Source organism: [Scytonema hofmanni] UTEX 2349 (genome assembly GCF_000582685.1).
Lineage (GTDB): Bacteria > Cyanobacteriota > Cyanobacteriia > Cyanobacteriales > Nostocaceae > Hassallia > Hassallia hofmanni.
Genome location: NZ_ALWD01000162.1, coordinates 24322 through 41559 on the forward strand (window position 1 = coordinate 24322; position 17238 = coordinate 41559).

Consider the following 17238-nt stretch of genomic DNA (forward strand, 5'->3'; position numbering starts at 1 on the left):
CATCGGCAGCCCTGACTTCCCACCACCTACAATGATTATCATTCTTATACATTGGGGATTTTATTTATTGGAAGTCTCTAAATGCGATCGCCTACCTCAGAATTTGCCTGACCCGAACAACAACGCTTCAATCAAATATTAGAATTTCGCCAATTCGTAAATTCGTCAATCAGTAAATCTATATTTTCACCTTGTTGCCTTTTCACCCAGACAGCCATTAAAAAATCTACCAATTCGCTTTTGTCAATCTCCACGCTACGCCTTTTGAGTTTTAGCAACTCCTCCTCTACATCTAAATCTGTCTCACGTTTCACATAATAAGTACGCCCAATCCAAGCATCATCTGACCGCTTACCAGTTGCAGGTCTACCACGCTTACGGGTAGAAGAAGGAGTTGGTGCTGGTGTGGGTGGTGTTGAAGTTTGTGTCACGTTACTCTCTGTGGTTGGCTCAGTCGGAAGTTCTGGCTCTTGTTGTGCTTCCTCTTTGGTTTCAAATAACTTTTTAAAAGGGCTAGGCTTACTCACTGCAATATCTCCTTACCCACCTGTTGATACTCCCGCCATGCGATTTTGCTGCTGCGGTCTTTGATTTCATAAACAGGTCGTCCCTCTAAGGCAGCTTTTTCATAAACCGCAAATCGCCGGATTCCTTGTTTAAACAGTGGCATTCCTGCATCTTCTAATGCTGACCGTGCCTGCTGTCCGGTTTGCCTTGGTGCTGGGGGAATAACTGTGAGTAACACCCGATAGCGATCGCTGCCCAATGATTTGAGTGTGCCGACTGTCTGCAACAGCGCGTCCATCGCCAAGGCATCAGGAGTAGTGGGCAGGATTAATAAATTACACCCATCAGCTAGTGCTTCTAAATCTTCCTGGCTTGGTCGGGCTGCGGTATCAATTACCACATGGTCAAAATTACGGCTGTGCATGGGAGCTTGCAATAAATCCACAACCTTAAAGGGTAATGTTCCTCGTTTTGCCCAACCTGTGGCACTGTGGTTTGGGTCGCCATCAACTAACAACGTGTTGCCGATTTGAGATAAATAGCAAGCAATATGGATGGCGCTTGTTGTTTTAGCTACACCACCCTTAAAGCTAGCAAGGGTAATAATCACGGACTGCACTCATAATGAGGATACAGCTAGTTTATTGAAAGGGCGGAATTTTGTATTGGTTTATTTATAAATGGTTATATTGTCGGCAATATAGATTTTCAATAATTCATATTTTCGCCAATTCAAAAATTGTTGCCCTTGGTGCTACTCACACCCCGTGTTGGGCGATCGCTTTGAAGCCAGGGGTGTCGTGCATCCCTGGCAGACTCTAGTCTGTTTGTCTAATCCTTTTAATCAAAAAAGTTTCATTAGTGTTGGTTCGCTCAAGAGTCATTTAGAATTTGTCTTTAAATTCTTGAATATTTGATAATTACCGATAGCTTCCCCGGTAATTTCTGCATAAAGTACATCGGGGTCAAAATCTGCGCCGTTTTCCCAGTAAATAGTTCCCCATTCCGGGTTGATTTTTACTTGTTTGAAATAGTTAATATCTTGGAGTGGTGCAAACACCCCTGTAAAGGAAATTAATTTACTAATATCAATAATGCCTTGTTTGTCATCCTCAAATTTGATGTATAGTTGATAACCATCTCTTGGTTCGACTGCAATAATATCTTTGAGCATGGCTTACTCCAGTGGTTCAATTTTTTCTACAGGATTATTGAGTCTAGCTTTTTCCCAGTTGTCCATCAATTTGGTTTTATGCAAGGAAGCCCATTCAACTACAAGTGCTAATACTCTGTTCGAGAGTTTACCTTCTAATATCGATAAGGTTTCGATATCAATAATCGCTTTTTGTTGATTATAACGAACATGGAAATGTGGCGGTGGGTGGTCGTTATAATACATGGTGATAATAATTCCTAGAAATCGGCTAATTTCTGGCATCGCCCTCAAATTAATGTCAATTGATTTGCTTTTATCCCAATGAAACTAAGCTGTTTATTTTCAAACTGTAACTTAAGTAATTCCTCCTCGCCTGCCATAGGATGTACAAATTTAGAGTGTACACCAGCCTTGCGATCGCGAATTAATTTATGGTACTGGGAATCGCTAAGGGATAATTCATCACTATACAAATATCCCCTGTACTCGCCTCCTTGTACTGGAGATGTATTTCATTTTCTATTATCTTTGCAGAAGTTACCTTATGCCCGGATGCCTCTAAAAACTCTATGCAGACATTCTTAAATCTAATCATGTCAATGTTGCTCATAAAAAAGTTGCTATAAAAAATATGCTCATAGCAACTTAACTTTATTAGATAAACTATTTATGGGAGATTTTTAAATGTAACTCTAACAAGCCCTGCTACCTGAGTAGTAATTCTTGTTGAAGTTAAGGGCGATCGCTTTCTGTAATGTCTTCTTTAGAGGGAATTAACCCTTGCTCTATTGCTGCTGTTTCAATAGCCTCTCTGAGCCATGCAGAACGCTCTGACATAGCGCGAATTGCTTTGTCTATTTCAGGGTCTACTTTGACACACAGTGGATTTTCAGCCAGAGCGTGTTCCCCTAATGGCTTAAATGGTTTCAAATTATCCAGTTTATTTCGCTTCTTCATGAGGATACCAGTGAGTGAATACACATCTGAACATACCTCAAAATAACGTGAAGAAAGCAAAACTTACTAAAATCAACCTTTTCACTAATATACTAGTGAACAAAGCTCAATATTTCCTAAAAATGAATACACAAATGAATATAGTGTTATTTGGCTTGTTAATATAAGCTATTGTGGGTAAGGTTTTTTAGTTTATAATACTTTCCCGTCGCGATAACCAAACGTACAGTAGCATTTAATCAAGATTTAAAAGCTTTGAAATGTTCTCCTGAAGTTGAGCCACAGTTTCTATTCCACTGGCTAAGAGGTAAATCATACGAAATTCTTGGTCTAGCTGATGAAGCTGCTCATGGTACTAAAAGATTACAGACAGATAGACTAAAGAATTTACCATTGCATTTACCCCCTCTCTCCACGCAGAAGAAAATCGCTGGCATACTCTCAGGGTATGATGACCTAATAGAAAACAACACAAGACGCATCAAAATATTAGAAGAAATGGCACAAACCCTCTACCATGAGTGGTTTGTCAAATTCCGCTTCCCTGGTCATGAACACACCAAAATGGTTGATTCTGAATTGGGGTTAATCCCTGAAGATTGGAAAGTTATAGATATTGGAAAAATTGCAAAAGTTAAAGGAGGTAAAAGATTACCAAAAGGTAAGACACTTTTAAATGACAAGACTGCTCATCCTTATATCCGTGTAAAAGATATGAGTGATTCTGGATTAGATACATCAGATATAAAATATATTGATGAAGAAATTCATCAATATATTAAACGTTACATCATTTCTAATGAAGATATATACATAAGCATAGCTGGAACAATTGGTAGAGTTGGTATTATCCCAAAATCTTTGTCTGGTGCTAATCTCACTGAGAATGCAGCCAAAATTTGTGAAATAAAGGAAATAGATTATCGGTTATTATTAAGTTATTTGCGTACTGAAGCAGGTCAAGCACAAATAGCTTCTAAAGTTGTTGGAACTTCTCAACCTAAACTTGCTCTTTTTAGAATTGAAGAAATATTACTTACCTTGCCACCAATTAGTATTCAAAATAAAATTACTTCTTTCTTTGCCAATACCTACGAACAAATTGAGAACTTAAAAGTCAAGAATCAAAATCTTCGCCAAACCCGCGATTTACTCCTCCCCAAACTCATCTCAGGAGAAATTGACGTAGAACATCTAGAAATCATCACAGAGGACATAGCAGCATAAATAGACAAGTGGAATAATTAAAAATAAACCTTATAACCTACACATGAAGCCACTAAAAAGAATCACATTCAACCCAGAAATCATGGGTGGCAAACCTTGCATTCGAGGTATGCGTGTTACTGTAGGTACAATTGTCGGTTTAATGGCAGCAGGACATACCCCAGAAGATATTCTCAACGCCTACCCATACCTAGAACGTGAAGATATTTATGAAGCTTTAGCTTATGCTGCATGGCGGGTAGAAGAAATTGAAGTACCCCTTGCTTCTGCATGAAAATTTTACTTGATATGAATCTTTCTCCTGACTGGGTTCCAGTCTTAGAAAGTGCGGGTTTTGAAGCTGTCCACTGGTCAACAATTGGTAATCCCAGCGCTACAGATAAAGTAATCATGGCATGGGCACTTACAAACGACTACATTGTTTTCACCCATGACTTAGATTTTGGTACACTGCTGGCAATGACTCAAGCTGATGCACCCAGCGTAATTCAAGTCAGATCCCAAGATATCCTACCAGCTAAGTTAGGTAATTTAGTTATCAATGCCTTGCGTCAATTTCAGCAGGAACTAGAAATGGGTGCTTTGGTAACAGTGGATGAAGCAAAGGCAAAAGTTAGAATTTTACCAATTCAGCGCAATTCCTAAATACAGAATTTTTAAGTTAAAAATGGAGTAAATCTATACTCCATACGTATGCGTCCACCTCACCCAGACTCAGAAGCAGCACTAGAGAATGCCACCATTGAACTATTCTCTCAACTGCAATGGCAAACAGCCAACTGTTACCATGAAGCCTTTGGTACAAACAGCACACTGGGGAGAGAGACAAAGGGTGAGGTAGTTTTAATTCCCAAACTCCAGTCAGCTTTACAAAACTTAAACCCTGACTTACCCGCAGAAGCTATCCCACTTACCATTGAAGAATTAACTCGTGATAGAAGCACGCTGAGTTTAGCCAATGCGAATGCAGAAATTTATCAACTCCTCAAAGATGGGGTGAAAGTCAGTTTTAAAAATGATGAGGGTGAAGACCAAACAGAAACAGTCAAAGTCATTGACTGGAATCACCCAGAAAATAATAATTTTTTTCTCGCGTCTCAATTCTGGGTGACAGGAGAGATTTACACCAGAAGAGCAGACTTAATAGGGTTTGTGAATGGTTTACCCTTAGTCTTCATTGAACTAAAAGCACATCACCAACGCTTAGAACTTGCCTATAAAAACAATCTCACAGATTACAAGCAAACTATCCCCCAACTCTTCTGGTATAACGCATTTATCGTCCTCTCCAATGGGAAAAAAAGTCGCATTAGTAGCTTAACTGCCAAATGGGAACATTACTCAGAGTGGAAGAAAATAAATTCTGAAGGAGAAGAAGGGATAATTTCTCTAGACACCATTATTAGAGGCACTTGTGAACCTACCAGATTACTGGATTTAGTTGAAAATTTTATCTTCTTTTACGCTGCTAAAGGCAGTTTAGTGAAAATCGTTGCCAAAAATCATCAATATTTAGGAGTTAACCAAGCAGTTACCGCAGTAAAGCAAATTAAATCCAACCAAGGCAGATTAGGAGTATTTTGGCATACCCAAGGTAGCGGTAAGAGTTACTCAATGGTCTTCTTCTCCCAAAAAGTGGTGCGAAAACTCTATGGGAACTGGACATTTGTGATTATCACCGATAGAGAAGACTTAGACCAACAAATCTACAAAAACTTTGCCTATGCTGGTGCAGTGACAGAAATCGAAAAAAATGTCCGTGCTAGTAGTGGAGAACACCTCAAACAACTCCTGCATGAAGACCATCGCTACATTTTCACGATGATTCAAAAATTCCGCACTGAAAAAGGCGGAACCTATCCCCAAATTTCTGATAGGTCAGATATTATCGTCATTGCAGATGAGGCACACCGCAGTCAGTATGACACATTCGCTCTCAACATGAGGAATGCTTTACCCCATGCAGCATTCATTGGTTTCACTGGTACACCTCTAATGTTAGGAGAGCAAGAAACCAAAAAAACCTTTGGTGATTACATCAGCATTTATAACTTCCGGCAATCAATAGAAGATAGCGCCACAGTTCCTCTCTACTATGAAAACAGAATTCCTGAATTGCAAGTCACTAATGATGCACTCAATGAAGATATGGCAGAAATCATCGAATCAGCAACAATGGATGAGGAAGAAGAGAAAAAACTAGAAAGACAATGTGCCAGAGAATATCAATTAATTACCAGAGATGACCGATTAGAGAAAATTGCTCAAGATATTGTTACCCACTTGCTGGGTAGAGGATACCAGGGGAAAGCAATGATTGTCAGCATAGACAGATTTACTGCTGTCAAAATGTACAACAAAGTCCAGTACCACTGGCAACAGCACCTCCAGCAGCTTAAAAATCAACTTGCTCAATCTAATTTAAGCGAATTTGAACAAAAAAAATTATCAGTCACAATTAAATATATGTCAGAAACAGATATGGCAGTGGTCATATCTCAGTCTCAAAACGAGGTAGAAGCATTTCAGAAAAAAGAATTAGACATTACTCCTCACCGTAAAAGGTTAGTGAGTGAATCTCCCCCACTCGATGAAAAATTCAAAGATGCATCTCATCCCCTACGCATTATATTTGTCTGCGCTATGTGGATGACTGGATTTGATGTCCCCAGTTGTTCCACCATTTACTTAGACAAACCCATGAAGAACCATACTCTCATGCAAACCATTGCCAGAGCAAATCGTGTCTTTCCAGGTAAAGTCAATGGTTTAATTGTTGATTACATTGGTGTCTTCCGAGATTTACAGAAAGCACTAGCTATTTATGGTTCCGCATCTGGTGGTGGGATTAAAGAAGAAGATACCCCAGTTAAAGCAAAAACAGCTTTAGTGGCACAATTGAGAGAAGCGATCGCAGAAACTACAACATTCTGTACGCAAAAAGGCATTAATTTTGCTGTACTGGAGTCAGCACAAGGTTTTGCACGCACCAAATTTTGGGCAGATGCAGTGGAATCCATCATTATTAATGATGATGCCAAAAAAACTTATCTTTCCCTAGCTGGTAACGCTAACAAACTCTACAAAGCTATCCTCCCAGATCATGCTGCTAATGAGTTTACTGCTATTAATGCTCATTTGCAGACAATCAAAGACCAAATTCTGGCAGAAGTACCAGAAGTTGATGTGTCCGAAGTGATGGAACAAGTGGAGGAACTGTTGGATCTGTCCATCACTGCTGGAGAGTTTGTGATTCAGGAATCCCACAGTCAACGCATCGACTTAAGCCAAATCGACTTTGTAGCGTTAAAAAATAAATTTACTAGTACTGACTACCAGAGAACAGAGACAGAAAAACTCAAAACAGCGATCGCGCAAAAACTCCAGCAGATGGTGCGGTTAAATAAAACTCGCATCAACTACCTGGACAAATTCCAGCAGATGATAGCAGAATACAATGCTGACTCATGCAACGTCCAGATATTCTTCAATGATTTGATTAACTTTGCTCAAGAATTGGGTGTTGAAGATAAAAGAGCGATCGCGGAAAATCTGATTGAAGAAGAATTAGCAATTTTTGACTTGCTGACTAAACCAGAAATTAAACTTACTAAGCAAGAGGAACAGGAAGTTAAACAAGTTGCCAAAGAATTACTGAAAACTCTCAAAAAAGAGAAGTTAGTTTTGGATTGGAAGAAGAGACAGCAAACCAGAGCATCGGTGGAAGTGGCAATTAAGGATAATTTGGATAAGTTACCCCAGAGTTATTCTGCTGAACTGTATGAACAGAAATGTCAGTCAGTTTATCAACATGTTTATGAGAACTACTCTGGACAAGGGAGTATCTATGATGCTGGTTGAATGTTGCAAAATTCAAATTTTGTCTCATCCATATTACCGTGTAGACGTGCGTCTACACCCGCATACATGAAGAGCGCTCTTAAAGTGCAACATCACGACAACCCTCACTCTCCGATTCAACGCACTTCACCAACGCCCTCAGCCAGCGCGTTGGTGAAAGGCGATCGCGCCCTTTTGTTAAAGCTATGGTAACGACAATAAGTGCAATGGTCGTTCGCCCTTGAGCGTGTCCGTAGGACTCAGACCCGCATCAAGCGCGATCGCGCTTGGTGCGGGTCTTCGACCATCGCGCCCTTTCGTTTAAGCTGTCGCTACCAACATTCAACTCTTACACAAGTCCTTTTTAATCTCCTGCGCTTCCTCATCATTCGGATTAGAATTGAGATAATTACCGATAAAATTGCACCCCTCGTTAACTAAATAATCAAAATCCAGTCTCCACAGTCTCACCGTGTTGTCATAACTTGCTGTTGCCAGCATCTTGCCATCCGGGCTGAAGCTGACACCATAAACAACGCTTGTATGCCCAGTTAGGGTTTTGATTTCTTTTTTGGTGGATGTATCCCAAAGTTTCACCGTGTTGTCAGCACTAGAAGAAGCCAGCATCTTGCCATCCGGGCTGAAGCTGACACCAAAAACAGTGTCTGTATGCCCAGTTAGGGTTTTGATTTCTTTTTTGGTGGATGTATCCCAAAGTTTCACCGTCTTGTCATTACTAGCAGTTGCCAGCATCTTGCCATCCGGGCTGAAGCTGACACCAAAAACAGTGTTTGTATGCCCAGTTAGGGTTTTGATTTCTTTTCTGGTAGATGTATCCCAAAGTTTCACCGTCTTGTCAAAACTAGCAGTTGCCAGCATCTTGCCATCCGGGCTGAAGCTGACACCAAAAACACTGTCTTTATGCCCAGTTAGGGTTTTGATTTCTTTTCTGGTAGATGTATCCCAAAGTTTCACCGTCTTGTCAAAACTAGCAGTTGCCAGCATCTTGCCATCCGGGCTGAAGCTGACACCAAAAACAGTGTCTGTATGCCCAGTTAGGGTTTTGATTTCTTTTCTGGTAGATGTATCCCAAAGTTTCACCGTCTTGTCAAAACTAGCAGTTGCCAGCATCTTGCCATCCGGGCTAAAGCTGACACCAAAAACACTGTCTTTATGCCCAGTTAGGGTTTTGATTTCTTTTCTGGTAGATGTATCCCAAAGTTTCACCGTCTTGTCAAAACTAGCAGTTGCCAGCATCTTGCCATCCGGGCTGAAGCTGACACCAAAAACAGTGTCTGTATGCCCAGTTAGGGTTTTGATTTCTTTTTTGGTGGATGTATCCCAAAGTTTCACCGTGTTGTCAGCACTAGAAGAAGCCAGCATCTTGCCATCCGGGCTGAAGCTGACACCATGAACAGGGGCTGTATGCCCAGTTAGGGTTTTGATTTCTTTTTTGGTGGATGTATCCCAAAGTTTCACCGTGTTGTCAGCACTAGAAGAAGCCAGCATCTTGCCATCCGGGCTGAAGCTGACACCCCAAACAGCGTCTGTATGCCCAGTTAGGGTTTTGATTTCTTTTTTGGTGGATGTATCCCAAAGTTTCACCGTGTTGTCATAACTAGCTGTTGCCAGCATCTTGCCATCGGGGCTGAAACTGACATCATTAACCGAGTTTGCGTGTCCTCCCAAGGTGTTTGGTGCTGCAACGTTGCTAACTGTATGCATTAATGCCAGTTTCACCTGCGTCTGGGTATTTGCGTCTACCCAAGGTGTACGCTGCATTTGCATAAAAGATTTTAAACTTGCTTCTAAAGCTTTTGCCCCATCTAAACTTAAAAGCGCATCAGACGTTTGAGCAAGAAAATTAATTTGACGTATCCCAGCATTCCACCAGCCCACACCAGCTAAACCTGCTAAACCCAAGGATACTATAGAGAAGCTACCTAGCCCGATAAATATTAGTCGCCGTGTGCGTTCCCCTTGAAGCTTCTCTCTATCCCGTTGGAGCTTCTCTCTATCCCGTTGCTGTACGCTAAAGAGAATAAAATCTCGCTCCTCCTGCGTCATTTCTTCTGCACGCTTGTGCAACCAATCGGATGCCACAGTCAACGGCACACCACGCAACAAAGCCCCAGAGTCATGGTTGCTATTTTTCCACTCTCTTAATGCCACCTTTAACCTTTCTTGCCAAGTGCGAAACTGACGGTTAGCATTTATCCACTCTCGCAAAGTTTCCCATTCCCGAATCAGCGCTTCATGCACTACCTCTACTGTATCTTCCGCGAAAGAAACCTCACCCCCATTCCCTCTTATTGCCTCGAAGAGGGGTGTCCCAGAGGACGAGGTGAGGTCTTCGCGTCGTCCCGTCACCACCAAGCGTGCTTGATACCCTGCTAAATAACTCACCAAGCCCCAATTATCTTCCCCAACTTCCGCACGAGTCGCTATGCGTCGAGTATCCTCCGTCCCTTCTCCAGGACGCACTAATTGCACAAAAATTCGCTCTGCTTGTTTTTGCTGTGACTCATTAAGTTGTTGAAAAACAAATTCTGCATGATTAGCGATCGCCTTCTTAACTCCGCCAATTTCATCGTATGCTTTGTTAGTTAACACCCGATTTTCCTGCTGATCCCATAGTCGAGTTAAAGCAAATTCCAATAAAGGCAAGTTACCCGGTTCTTGTCCGACATCATCCAAAATTCGTTGCGTCAGTTGCGCTTCTAATTGCACCTCTAACTTTTGTGCCGGTTGCGCGATCGCTGCTTCTAGTTCCTCCCGTTTCATTGAACTCAGCAACTGAGGTGTAAACTGCTGCAACGCATCCCGAAACGGACGGTAGGAAAGCACATAACCGTAAAAGTCAACTCGTAAGGTGAAAACCAGTGTTAGATTTTCTAGAGAAATAGCCGAGAGAATTGCATCAGCAAAGCTTTCTTGTTCTTCTTTCTGGCAAAGAGTATAAAGTTCTTCAAACTGATCTGCAACTAACAACAGACGTTTACCACCGTTGCGTTCTTTAATGCGAGACGCTACTTGCTGCAAGGTAATTATAGTGGACTGCATATCACCTGCTAATCGAGCCGCTTCTCGCAGTTGTCCAGTTTCACTCAGTTCTGGCTCTAATAGATGCACCAACACAGAAGCAAGTTGATAAAATGGTTGATTACCAGGACGGAAAGATTTAATTAGCCAGTTTCCCTCACTTCGCAACTGGGGAATCAATCCGGCAAACACCATAGAAGATTTACCACTACCACTCGGACCAATCACACCTACCAAAGGCTGTTTGCGAGTCGTCTGAACTAACTCATTAACAAAAGTCTCCTGACCAAAAAAGAAATCTGCATCCTCTTCCCCAAAAGCAGATAATCCCTGATAAGGGTTGGGTGGAATAACTTCACGTTCAAAAATAGTTGGGACATCAGTTGAGACATCAGTTAAGTCATCAATTGAGACATGAGCTAACTCATTTTTCTTCAGAACCGGAGTTTGCTGCTCCAAAAAACCTATCATCATAGAGCAGCCTAGCTCATAGGCAAACTCCACATCTTCCCCAGCAGCGAGCGCATCGTAAAATGCCACAGCAAAGGCAACAGCTGCTTTATCACCCACAGCTTTATTCATGCCAATGACATATTTTACGTGTTGGCTAATAGCCTCTGCTTGCACTTCTGAATAACAAGCATTGAGAATAACACACTCTACACCCTTAGTAGCAAACAGCTTAAACATACTTGCCAGCGCGTCAGCTTGTACGTACACCGTCTGCTTCATTTCATTTTCCAGGATAATGCCATCCTCCACAGTCCCGTGTCCGCAAAAGTGAACTATCTGCGGTTTAGTGTCGAGAATAGCGCGGTAAAAATCACGCAATCGCACTGCCCACTTTTGCTCTAATTTAAACTGTTCCCGCTTCTTCGCTCGTTGCAACCCCTCATCAATTTCCCGCACTTCTACATCAAGTTGCAGTTTAGATGTATCTCTGGGATTCGCAGCCAAGAGCAAAATCGTTTTGACCCGCGCTTTATTATTCATTGCTTGAAGAAGCGTAATGGTTTGTAGAAGCCCGTACTATCACCCCTTACACTACAACAGCTTATCTACTCTTTACAGATAGAGTAATTAGGACTTACACATTCTACATAAGTATATAAGCAATTTGGCTCCAAGAGCCATGTTTGGCAGTAAGAGCGATCGCGCACATTCTTGGGGAGATCCAAAAAATAAAATATCCCTACTTGCGTTTGAAAGTATGCGACTATAAAAGCATTGCAATTACATCAATTTGAGCGTTTTTGGCTTGGGCATTGGTAAAGGCTCTTTAGCGCTCTCAACTAACTTAACCTGCGGCACTAATAGCGAACGCTTTTTGGGCATGGGAACCGATTTCAAATCGCTTTCAACTTTTTCAGGAGTTTTAGTCTTTTTAAAGTTTTTGGACTCTTGCAGTGCTTCAGCCTTCATTTTTTTGCTTGCCTTGAAAAACTTAGGAGCTTCTTCAACAGGCAGACTGAGTAGTGAATCAAAACCGAATAGTTGACGACTCGGCAGAAATTTAGCTTTGATACTCACAAATAGGGGTTTGCCCTGCTGCTCTTTCTCTATTTTGGGATTAAACCTAAAAGGTTTTACGGGAGCATCTTTCCAGATTAGAGGAATGTGACTACCTTTCATGAATTTTACCCGCTTATATAGTTCAGATTGCTTGACAAACTCTAATCTGTCATCCGTGAAATTTTTAAAGACGGAAATGCACGGAGTTTGGCAGACTGGGATAAACTGCCACAATCCACAGAGCTTAAATTCAAAGTCGGCTAAATCAGCAGTAACACCCTCTGATTGTAAGCCTCGGTCAAACCCAACTAGTTGAAAAGCGATCTCGTACTGTTTATCTCTTCCGGGAAAATGAGTAAATTTTGGGTAAACAATCAATCGCTGATTAGTTCCGGTACCCTCTACTTCTTTAGTTAAAGCTTCAAATGCCTTAAATCCATGCCTGGTTGGAATGTAAAGAAGTGGATAGTCTTTACCCTGAATTGATACAGTAGAGGTTTTTCCTCTCTCGGATGCGAATTTGATGTCACCGCGAATGATTCCAACAGCCTGAAATAGTGGTTGATTGTCTGACATATAGAGATGATTTTTGTTTCTTTGAGGACTGTTGCTGACACAAAACGTAAAGTCTGCCGGACAGAAGTTTCTGTCCGGCGAGCTTTACGTAAATCCGCAGCTTTTTGTGCTGCGAAACCTTCCCTCTTTAGCAAGGATTGCACTTCTTTTCAGCAGTAGTTACATTACCCCAGCGTTAAGATTCAACGGCAAAATCCTCCACGTTATGAATCGCGAGAAGAATACCTGGGGCTGAAAAAGTCCAGAATTTTTGACGCTCACTCTTAATATCTACCATTCGACATCCACGAATTTCTTCAAGTTCTAAGCTGCCAGGTTTTTTGCGAGTAACGACGAAAGTAATTTTTGATAAAGCCAACTTAGCTAGTGCTTCAGGGAGCCAAATTAAATCGTTGAAGTTTTTACTTTCAACCAGATGAGTCCTCAGCAATTTAGCCAAATAATTGATTTGCCTCTCTGTCGCTTTCTCAACAACTGCTGCTACTTTTTTCTCGCTGCCTTCCATCAGTTCCACAAACTCTAACCAACTTTTGCTATTTCCGATAAGCGCAATTAAATCTCTTAGGATTTCTTCAGTAGGGTATTCATCATTACATGTGCCATTAAGTAGTGCAACACTTGAATTTTCATCAAGTTTACTCCCCCCCCCAAGTTTATCGGTAAAGGTGTTGAGTATCTCTGGATTACTTACTGTGTCTACATTTAAATCCTCAACATGGTTATTATCTTCAAAAGTTGTTGAGTAATTGTTAAGTGGTTGTTGAGTATTTTGTTGAGTATTGTCTAATCCTTGTACAGTAATGCTTTCAGAGTTATACTCAACATTTTGTACGCTAGGTGGGGGAGGGGGGGGGCTATAAGTTTCTGTGGGTAAACTGTAAATGTTATATCGCTTGTCTCCTGGTGCTGGTTTACACGAGACTAGGCGTTTATTAACCATCCTGTTTAATTGTGTGTAAACCCCTCTACCCTCTTCTGGAGTCATACCCAAAAGGTCAATTATTTCTCTTCCACTTAACCCAGAACGATTTAGTTCTAAAAGATTAAGTATGCGCTCCTTAATGGTTGTCCTTTCTTCCTCAATTTCGCCTTCTGTTTTTTCCCAGCTATTATTTTCAGGATTAAACTCAATATTTATTGATTGACCCTCGGTATCACGGGCAAATACACTTAAAATTCGTCGGGGGTCAGCAGGGTCAATAATCAGCTTATTCTTGTTGTTGGGGTCGCGTTTGGGAATGTGTGACAGCTGCCATGTCCCCCAAACGGCACCGGCTATTGCGCTACTTCCACGCAGCTTACCCACGCCCATTGCATCCTGATTTTTATTGGTATGATGGATTAATATTCCAGAAGAGCCATATTTACCGATCGTCTCTTTCAAGGTGTAGATATTATCAGCAAATTCTGCGCTATTCTCGCTTACAGGTGAACCGTGATTAATTCGGCGCAGACTGTCAATAATGGTTACGTCTGGGCGAAAATCTTCTAATTGCGCTTCCAAAATGTCAATCTGGTCGATTGTCCACATGGGGATAATTCTGATGTGGTCTTTATCAGTAGCGCGGAAACCACGTTTCAGTAATTGGTTTTTTACACTTGTTATGGAGGCATCAGGACAGACTAAAAGTACCTTGCCTTGCTTGGTAGTTTCTCCCAGAAAACTACTTTCGCCAGTAGCGATGGCAAAAGCCGCATCTATTGAAAGTAAAGATTTACCGGCTTTGGGATCTCCGGCTAAAATTACTGTTTCGCCTTTTGGTAATAATTCGGGAATAAGCCACTCTAGCCCCACCGACTCCAAGGCAAACAAGTCATCAATGTCATAAATCTTAACTTCTGGAGTTGTACTTTGCCGTTTTAACTGGCTGAGTATTTTATCAATCTCATGAAGTTTGATGCTGTAGTGGGTGGCTATTTTAGCTTTTTTACGAGCTTTTTTAATTGGGTCTGCTTCTTTGAGCAGCGCTAGTAGTTCCAGTCGTAACCGCTCGTCAGGGTCTGCCTCTACATTTATCCCCTGACGACGCTCTACTTCTATGCGGAATTCTTCTTCCAGTTTGCCCATAAGCTTGTTCCAGTCGTATGAACTGTGTTTACACCTTTCTCTGAGTGTACCGAGTTCAATGGACTTTTGAGGCTCAGGAAGTAAAGCGATGGCTAGCTTGGCTATCTCGGCAGCTTCTTTTAGTTTTAGTGGCTCTTCGTCTTGACGCGATGCCCAATCCTCAAAGAACTGTGCAAATTCAATAATCTGAATTGTTAATTCCCTGGCAGAAACTCCACTAGTTTCTGCGAGTAAACTTTCTATAGGCAACTGGCAACCGTAAACTTTACACTCGCATCCGCTGGAAAGCGCTATTTTCCAAGCTAATCCCCTGACAAGCGCTTCCGGGGTATGCTTATGAGCCAAAATGTAATGTTCGCCCTTGGGAATTGTGCCGTTAATTTGCCTGTAATCTGATATCTGGAATAACTGCGCTAGCGGAAAAGCTGCAATTATATCTTCAACCCAAAGAATCGGCTCTTTATGGCTTTGGACGCTTACTTGAGATGTTGTAAAAGGTGGATGCATTATCATGCCGCACCTCCCACAGCCAATTTCAAGCTTTTTGCGATCTGGGAGTCTACATGGAAGCGTTCACTAATTATCCATCCTAGATTTTCCATTTGGCGGATAAACCTACCAATCTGATGTTCGCTAAAACCAGGCAACTGTTCTGCCAGTTTTCTGTAACTATTGTATATCCATTTATATCCATCACAGAGAATATACCCAGAGTTTGGATTTTTCAACCAATAGTCTAGACGTTGCAGTATCAAAGCTGCTCTAGTGTCTTCAAGGAATTCAGCGATTGGAGCGTAGCAGATGCTAAAAAATGACGAGTTTGCCATATGTGTCTAAAGTTACGTAAGTGTAACTCCCACCTTCGTATGCAAACACAACACAAATTTTTTGAAATTTTTGTTGGACTTTTGAAAGTTCCAATGTAAAATTCCAATAGGAGAACAAAATGTCTAGTTTTTGTTTTTAGTTTTGTGTGTTTGCTCTACTTTAGTGTGGAGCGGTTTTTAGATGCTCGGTGTATCAGCACCGAGCATCGCCTTTCTATAAAGATACAATGATTTACCGCAGAGAGCATCTATAATCTCTGCTTTTTCTTTTTTTTAAGATTTATTGCAAGTATTGCTTAGTTTCTGGGAATTTTTGACACATATTTTTAGGAATTGCTTGATAATGGAGGTTTCTTGCTAGATTCTAGACAGGATGCGATTTCAGCATTATCGATACTGACACTAGTAACTTGTACAACCAGCCGATAGCCATACAGCAACTACGAAGCAACAACTGGAGAACCTGCTCAAGCTGGAAGTCCCCCAAAGCGATCGCCTAACCTCTCCCCAAGAACAAACTAAGTCCAAGCTTTCCGAAAAAGCCCAAAAGGTCATTCAAGCGGTTAAGGAAATCCTTAACGACAGCCTTAATCACTATACGGCATCACACTTTCTACCCGCACGGGACATATATCGGCATGATAGAACCTTAAATGCTCAAGAAACAAAGGATGCCATTGATGAGATTGTTCAAGCAAAGATAGGCGAGTCACGCGGTGGCAATGACATCCGTTTGCTAAAAATGTGAAGTTGTCCGGGACAGATGAAAAGTGTTTATTCTGGTGTCCCCGATAGGCAGGACAGATGTCCCGGACTCAGGGACATCTTGCCGGACAGCTTGTCTCGCCTTGAGGACAGCCTAGTAACACCTAGAGGACATCTGTCCTGATGTTGTAAACATCGAACAACCACCGGACACTCTTTCCTATGAACAAATCTGTCTTAATCGCGCTGATTTTTATTAGGAAATGTCCAATGATAAGTATCACAAATTAGGCAAATTTACGTTTAAAATTTTTTTGCGTCAGGGACAGATTTCAAATGCTAGTTGAAAAGCCAAATGACGGGCGATCGCCCAACACATCTGGGAAAACAAGTGGCGGAAAAGGAATTATGAGCGTCACAAGCAAGTGCAGCAACTCTCTATTGCGGTTACATCCCTTGGCACTCTCCATGCCTGTCAGGATTGCCGTCATAACCACGGGCAATCGTATGAAGGGAATTTCCTAGTATGCGGAATGCACCCGTATGGCTGGGACGATGACTCCTGCCCGGATAAGAGCAGCAAAAGAGAAATGAGTGGGAACAGAGCCGAAAATATCCGTAATCCTACTGCGGACAGATTTTGCTAAAAATGTCAAATCTCCCTGAAAGAAAGAACCCTTCAGGGAGTATCATGACTAAAGGCAATTGAATGTCTCTAATGATATTTAGTTGTCTTCATGAATTTAGCAGGGATTGCGACAGCCTCAGAAACTCGAACAATCCCACGCTTGAGGGCTTTAGGCTTTACAGAATGCTTCTAA

Annotated in this window: 15 protein-coding genes; 6 read left to right on the top strand and 9 right to left on the bottom strand. The window is 41.6% G+C overall.

The genetic code is table 11. From position 1 onward, the window contains the following. Nucleotides 1-131 precede the first annotated feature (131 nt). The 5 genes from TOL9009_RS41855 to TOL9009_RS37425 all read right to left on the bottom strand — a co-directional run bounded on the left by TOL9009_RS41855 (nt 132) and on the right by TOL9009_RS37425 (nt 2644). On the bottom strand, nt 132-527 hold the full coding sequence (locus TOL9009_RS41855; protein ID WP_051502733.1) for a hypothetical protein: 396 nt from the start codon (nt 525-527) through the stop codon (nt 132-134). Continuing rightward, nucleotides 524-1117: a ParA family protein gene (locus TOL9009_RS0101570; RefSeq protein ID WP_029630720.1), complete on the bottom strand. Its 594-nt coding sequence runs from the start codon at nt 1115-1117 to the stop codon at nt 524-526. The genes TOL9009_RS41855 and TOL9009_RS0101570 overlap by 4 nt, the downstream gene beginning before the upstream one ends. Nucleotides 1118-1387: 270 nt before the next feature. Continuing rightward, nucleotides 1388-1681: a DUF2442 domain-containing protein gene (locus TOL9009_RS0101575; protein ID WP_029630722.1), complete on the bottom strand. Its 294-nt coding sequence runs from the start codon at nt 1679-1681 to the stop codon at nt 1388-1390. Nucleotides 1682-1684: 3 nt separating this feature from the next. Then, on the bottom strand, nt 1685-1945 hold the full coding sequence (locus TOL9009_RS0101580; RefSeq protein WP_029630723.1) for a DUF4160 domain-containing protein: 261 nt from the start codon (nt 1943-1945) through the stop codon (nt 1685-1687). Between the two features lie 450 nt (nt 1946-2395). After that, nucleotides 2396-2644: a hypothetical protein gene (locus tag TOL9009_RS37425; RefSeq protein ID WP_144238110.1), complete on the bottom strand. Its 249-nt coding sequence runs from the start codon at nt 2642-2644 to the stop codon at nt 2396-2398. A gap of 231 nt (nt 2645-2875) precedes the next feature. On the opposite strand from TOL9009_RS37425, the gene TOL9009_RS41860 reads away from it, so the two are divergent. From TOL9009_RS41860 to TOL9009_RS48705, 5 genes are all read left to right on the top strand, one after another. Further along, nucleotides 2876-3847 carry a restriction endonuclease subunit S gene (locus TOL9009_RS41860; protein ID WP_051502734.1) on the top strand — a complete coding sequence of 324 codons (972 nt, stop codon included), beginning with the start codon at nt 2876-2878 and terminating at the stop codon, nt 3845-3847. Nucleotides 3848-3890: 43 nt separating this feature from the next. Next, a complete protein-coding gene (locus TOL9009_RS0101600) occupies nt 3891-4121 on the top strand; it encodes a DUF433 domain-containing protein (protein ID WP_029630727.1) in 231 nt (76 codons plus the stop codon). Then, a complete protein-coding gene (locus TOL9009_RS0101605) occupies nt 4118-4492 on the top strand; it encodes a DUF5615 family PIN-like protein (protein ID WP_029630729.1) in 375 nt (124 codons plus the stop codon). Before TOL9009_RS0101600 ends, TOL9009_RS0101605 begins: the two co-directional genes overlap by 4 nt. A 48-nt stretch (nt 4493-4540) precedes the next feature. Then, complete coding sequence (locus tag TOL9009_RS0101610; protein ID WP_029630731.1) at nt 4541-7708, top strand: type I restriction endonuclease subunit R; 3168 nt, start codon at nt 4541-4543, stop codon at nt 7706-7708. A 66-nt stretch (nt 7709-7774) separates the two neighbouring features. Continuing rightward, nucleotides 7775-7900, top strand: a complete 126-nt coding sequence (locus TOL9009_RS48705; RefSeq protein WP_260675814.1) for a hypothetical protein — start codon at nt 7775-7777, stop codon at nt 7898-7900. A gap of 129 nt (nt 7901-8029) precedes the next feature. On the opposite strand, the gene TOL9009_RS0101615 is transcribed toward TOL9009_RS48705, so the two are convergent. From TOL9009_RS0101615 to TOL9009_RS0101630, 4 genes are all read right to left on the bottom strand, one after another. Beyond that, a complete protein-coding gene (locus tag TOL9009_RS0101615; protein ID WP_029630733.1) occupies nt 8030-11722 on the bottom strand; it encodes an NACHT and WD repeat domain-containing protein in 3693 nt (1230 codons plus the stop codon). 240 nt (nt 11723-11962) lie between these two features. Further along, the gene (locus TOL9009_RS37435) at nt 11963-12817 is read right to left on the bottom strand and encodes a hypothetical protein (RefSeq protein ID WP_051502735.1); all 855 of its coding nucleotides are present in this window, start codon (nt 12815-12817) and stop codon (nt 11963-11965) included. Between the two features lie 175 nt (nt 12818-12992). Continuing rightward, nucleotides 12993-15398: an AAA family ATPase gene (locus TOL9009_RS0101625; RefSeq protein ID WP_029630735.1), complete on the bottom strand. Its 2406-nt coding sequence runs from the start codon at nt 15396-15398 to the stop codon at nt 12993-12995. Next, a complete protein-coding gene (locus tag TOL9009_RS0101630; RefSeq protein WP_029630737.1) occupies nt 15395-15712 on the bottom strand; it encodes a hypothetical protein in 318 nt (105 codons plus the stop codon). The genes TOL9009_RS0101625 and TOL9009_RS0101630 overlap by 4 nt, the downstream gene beginning before the upstream one ends. A 1041-nt stretch (nt 15713-16753) precedes the next feature. Here TOL9009_RS0101630 and TOL9009_RS46760 point away from each other — a divergent pair. Further along, on the top strand, nt 16754-16942 hold the full coding sequence (locus TOL9009_RS46760; protein ID WP_186227449.1) for a hypothetical protein: 189 nt from the start codon (nt 16754-16756) through the stop codon (nt 16940-16942). Nucleotides 16943-17238 lie beyond the last annotated feature (296 nt).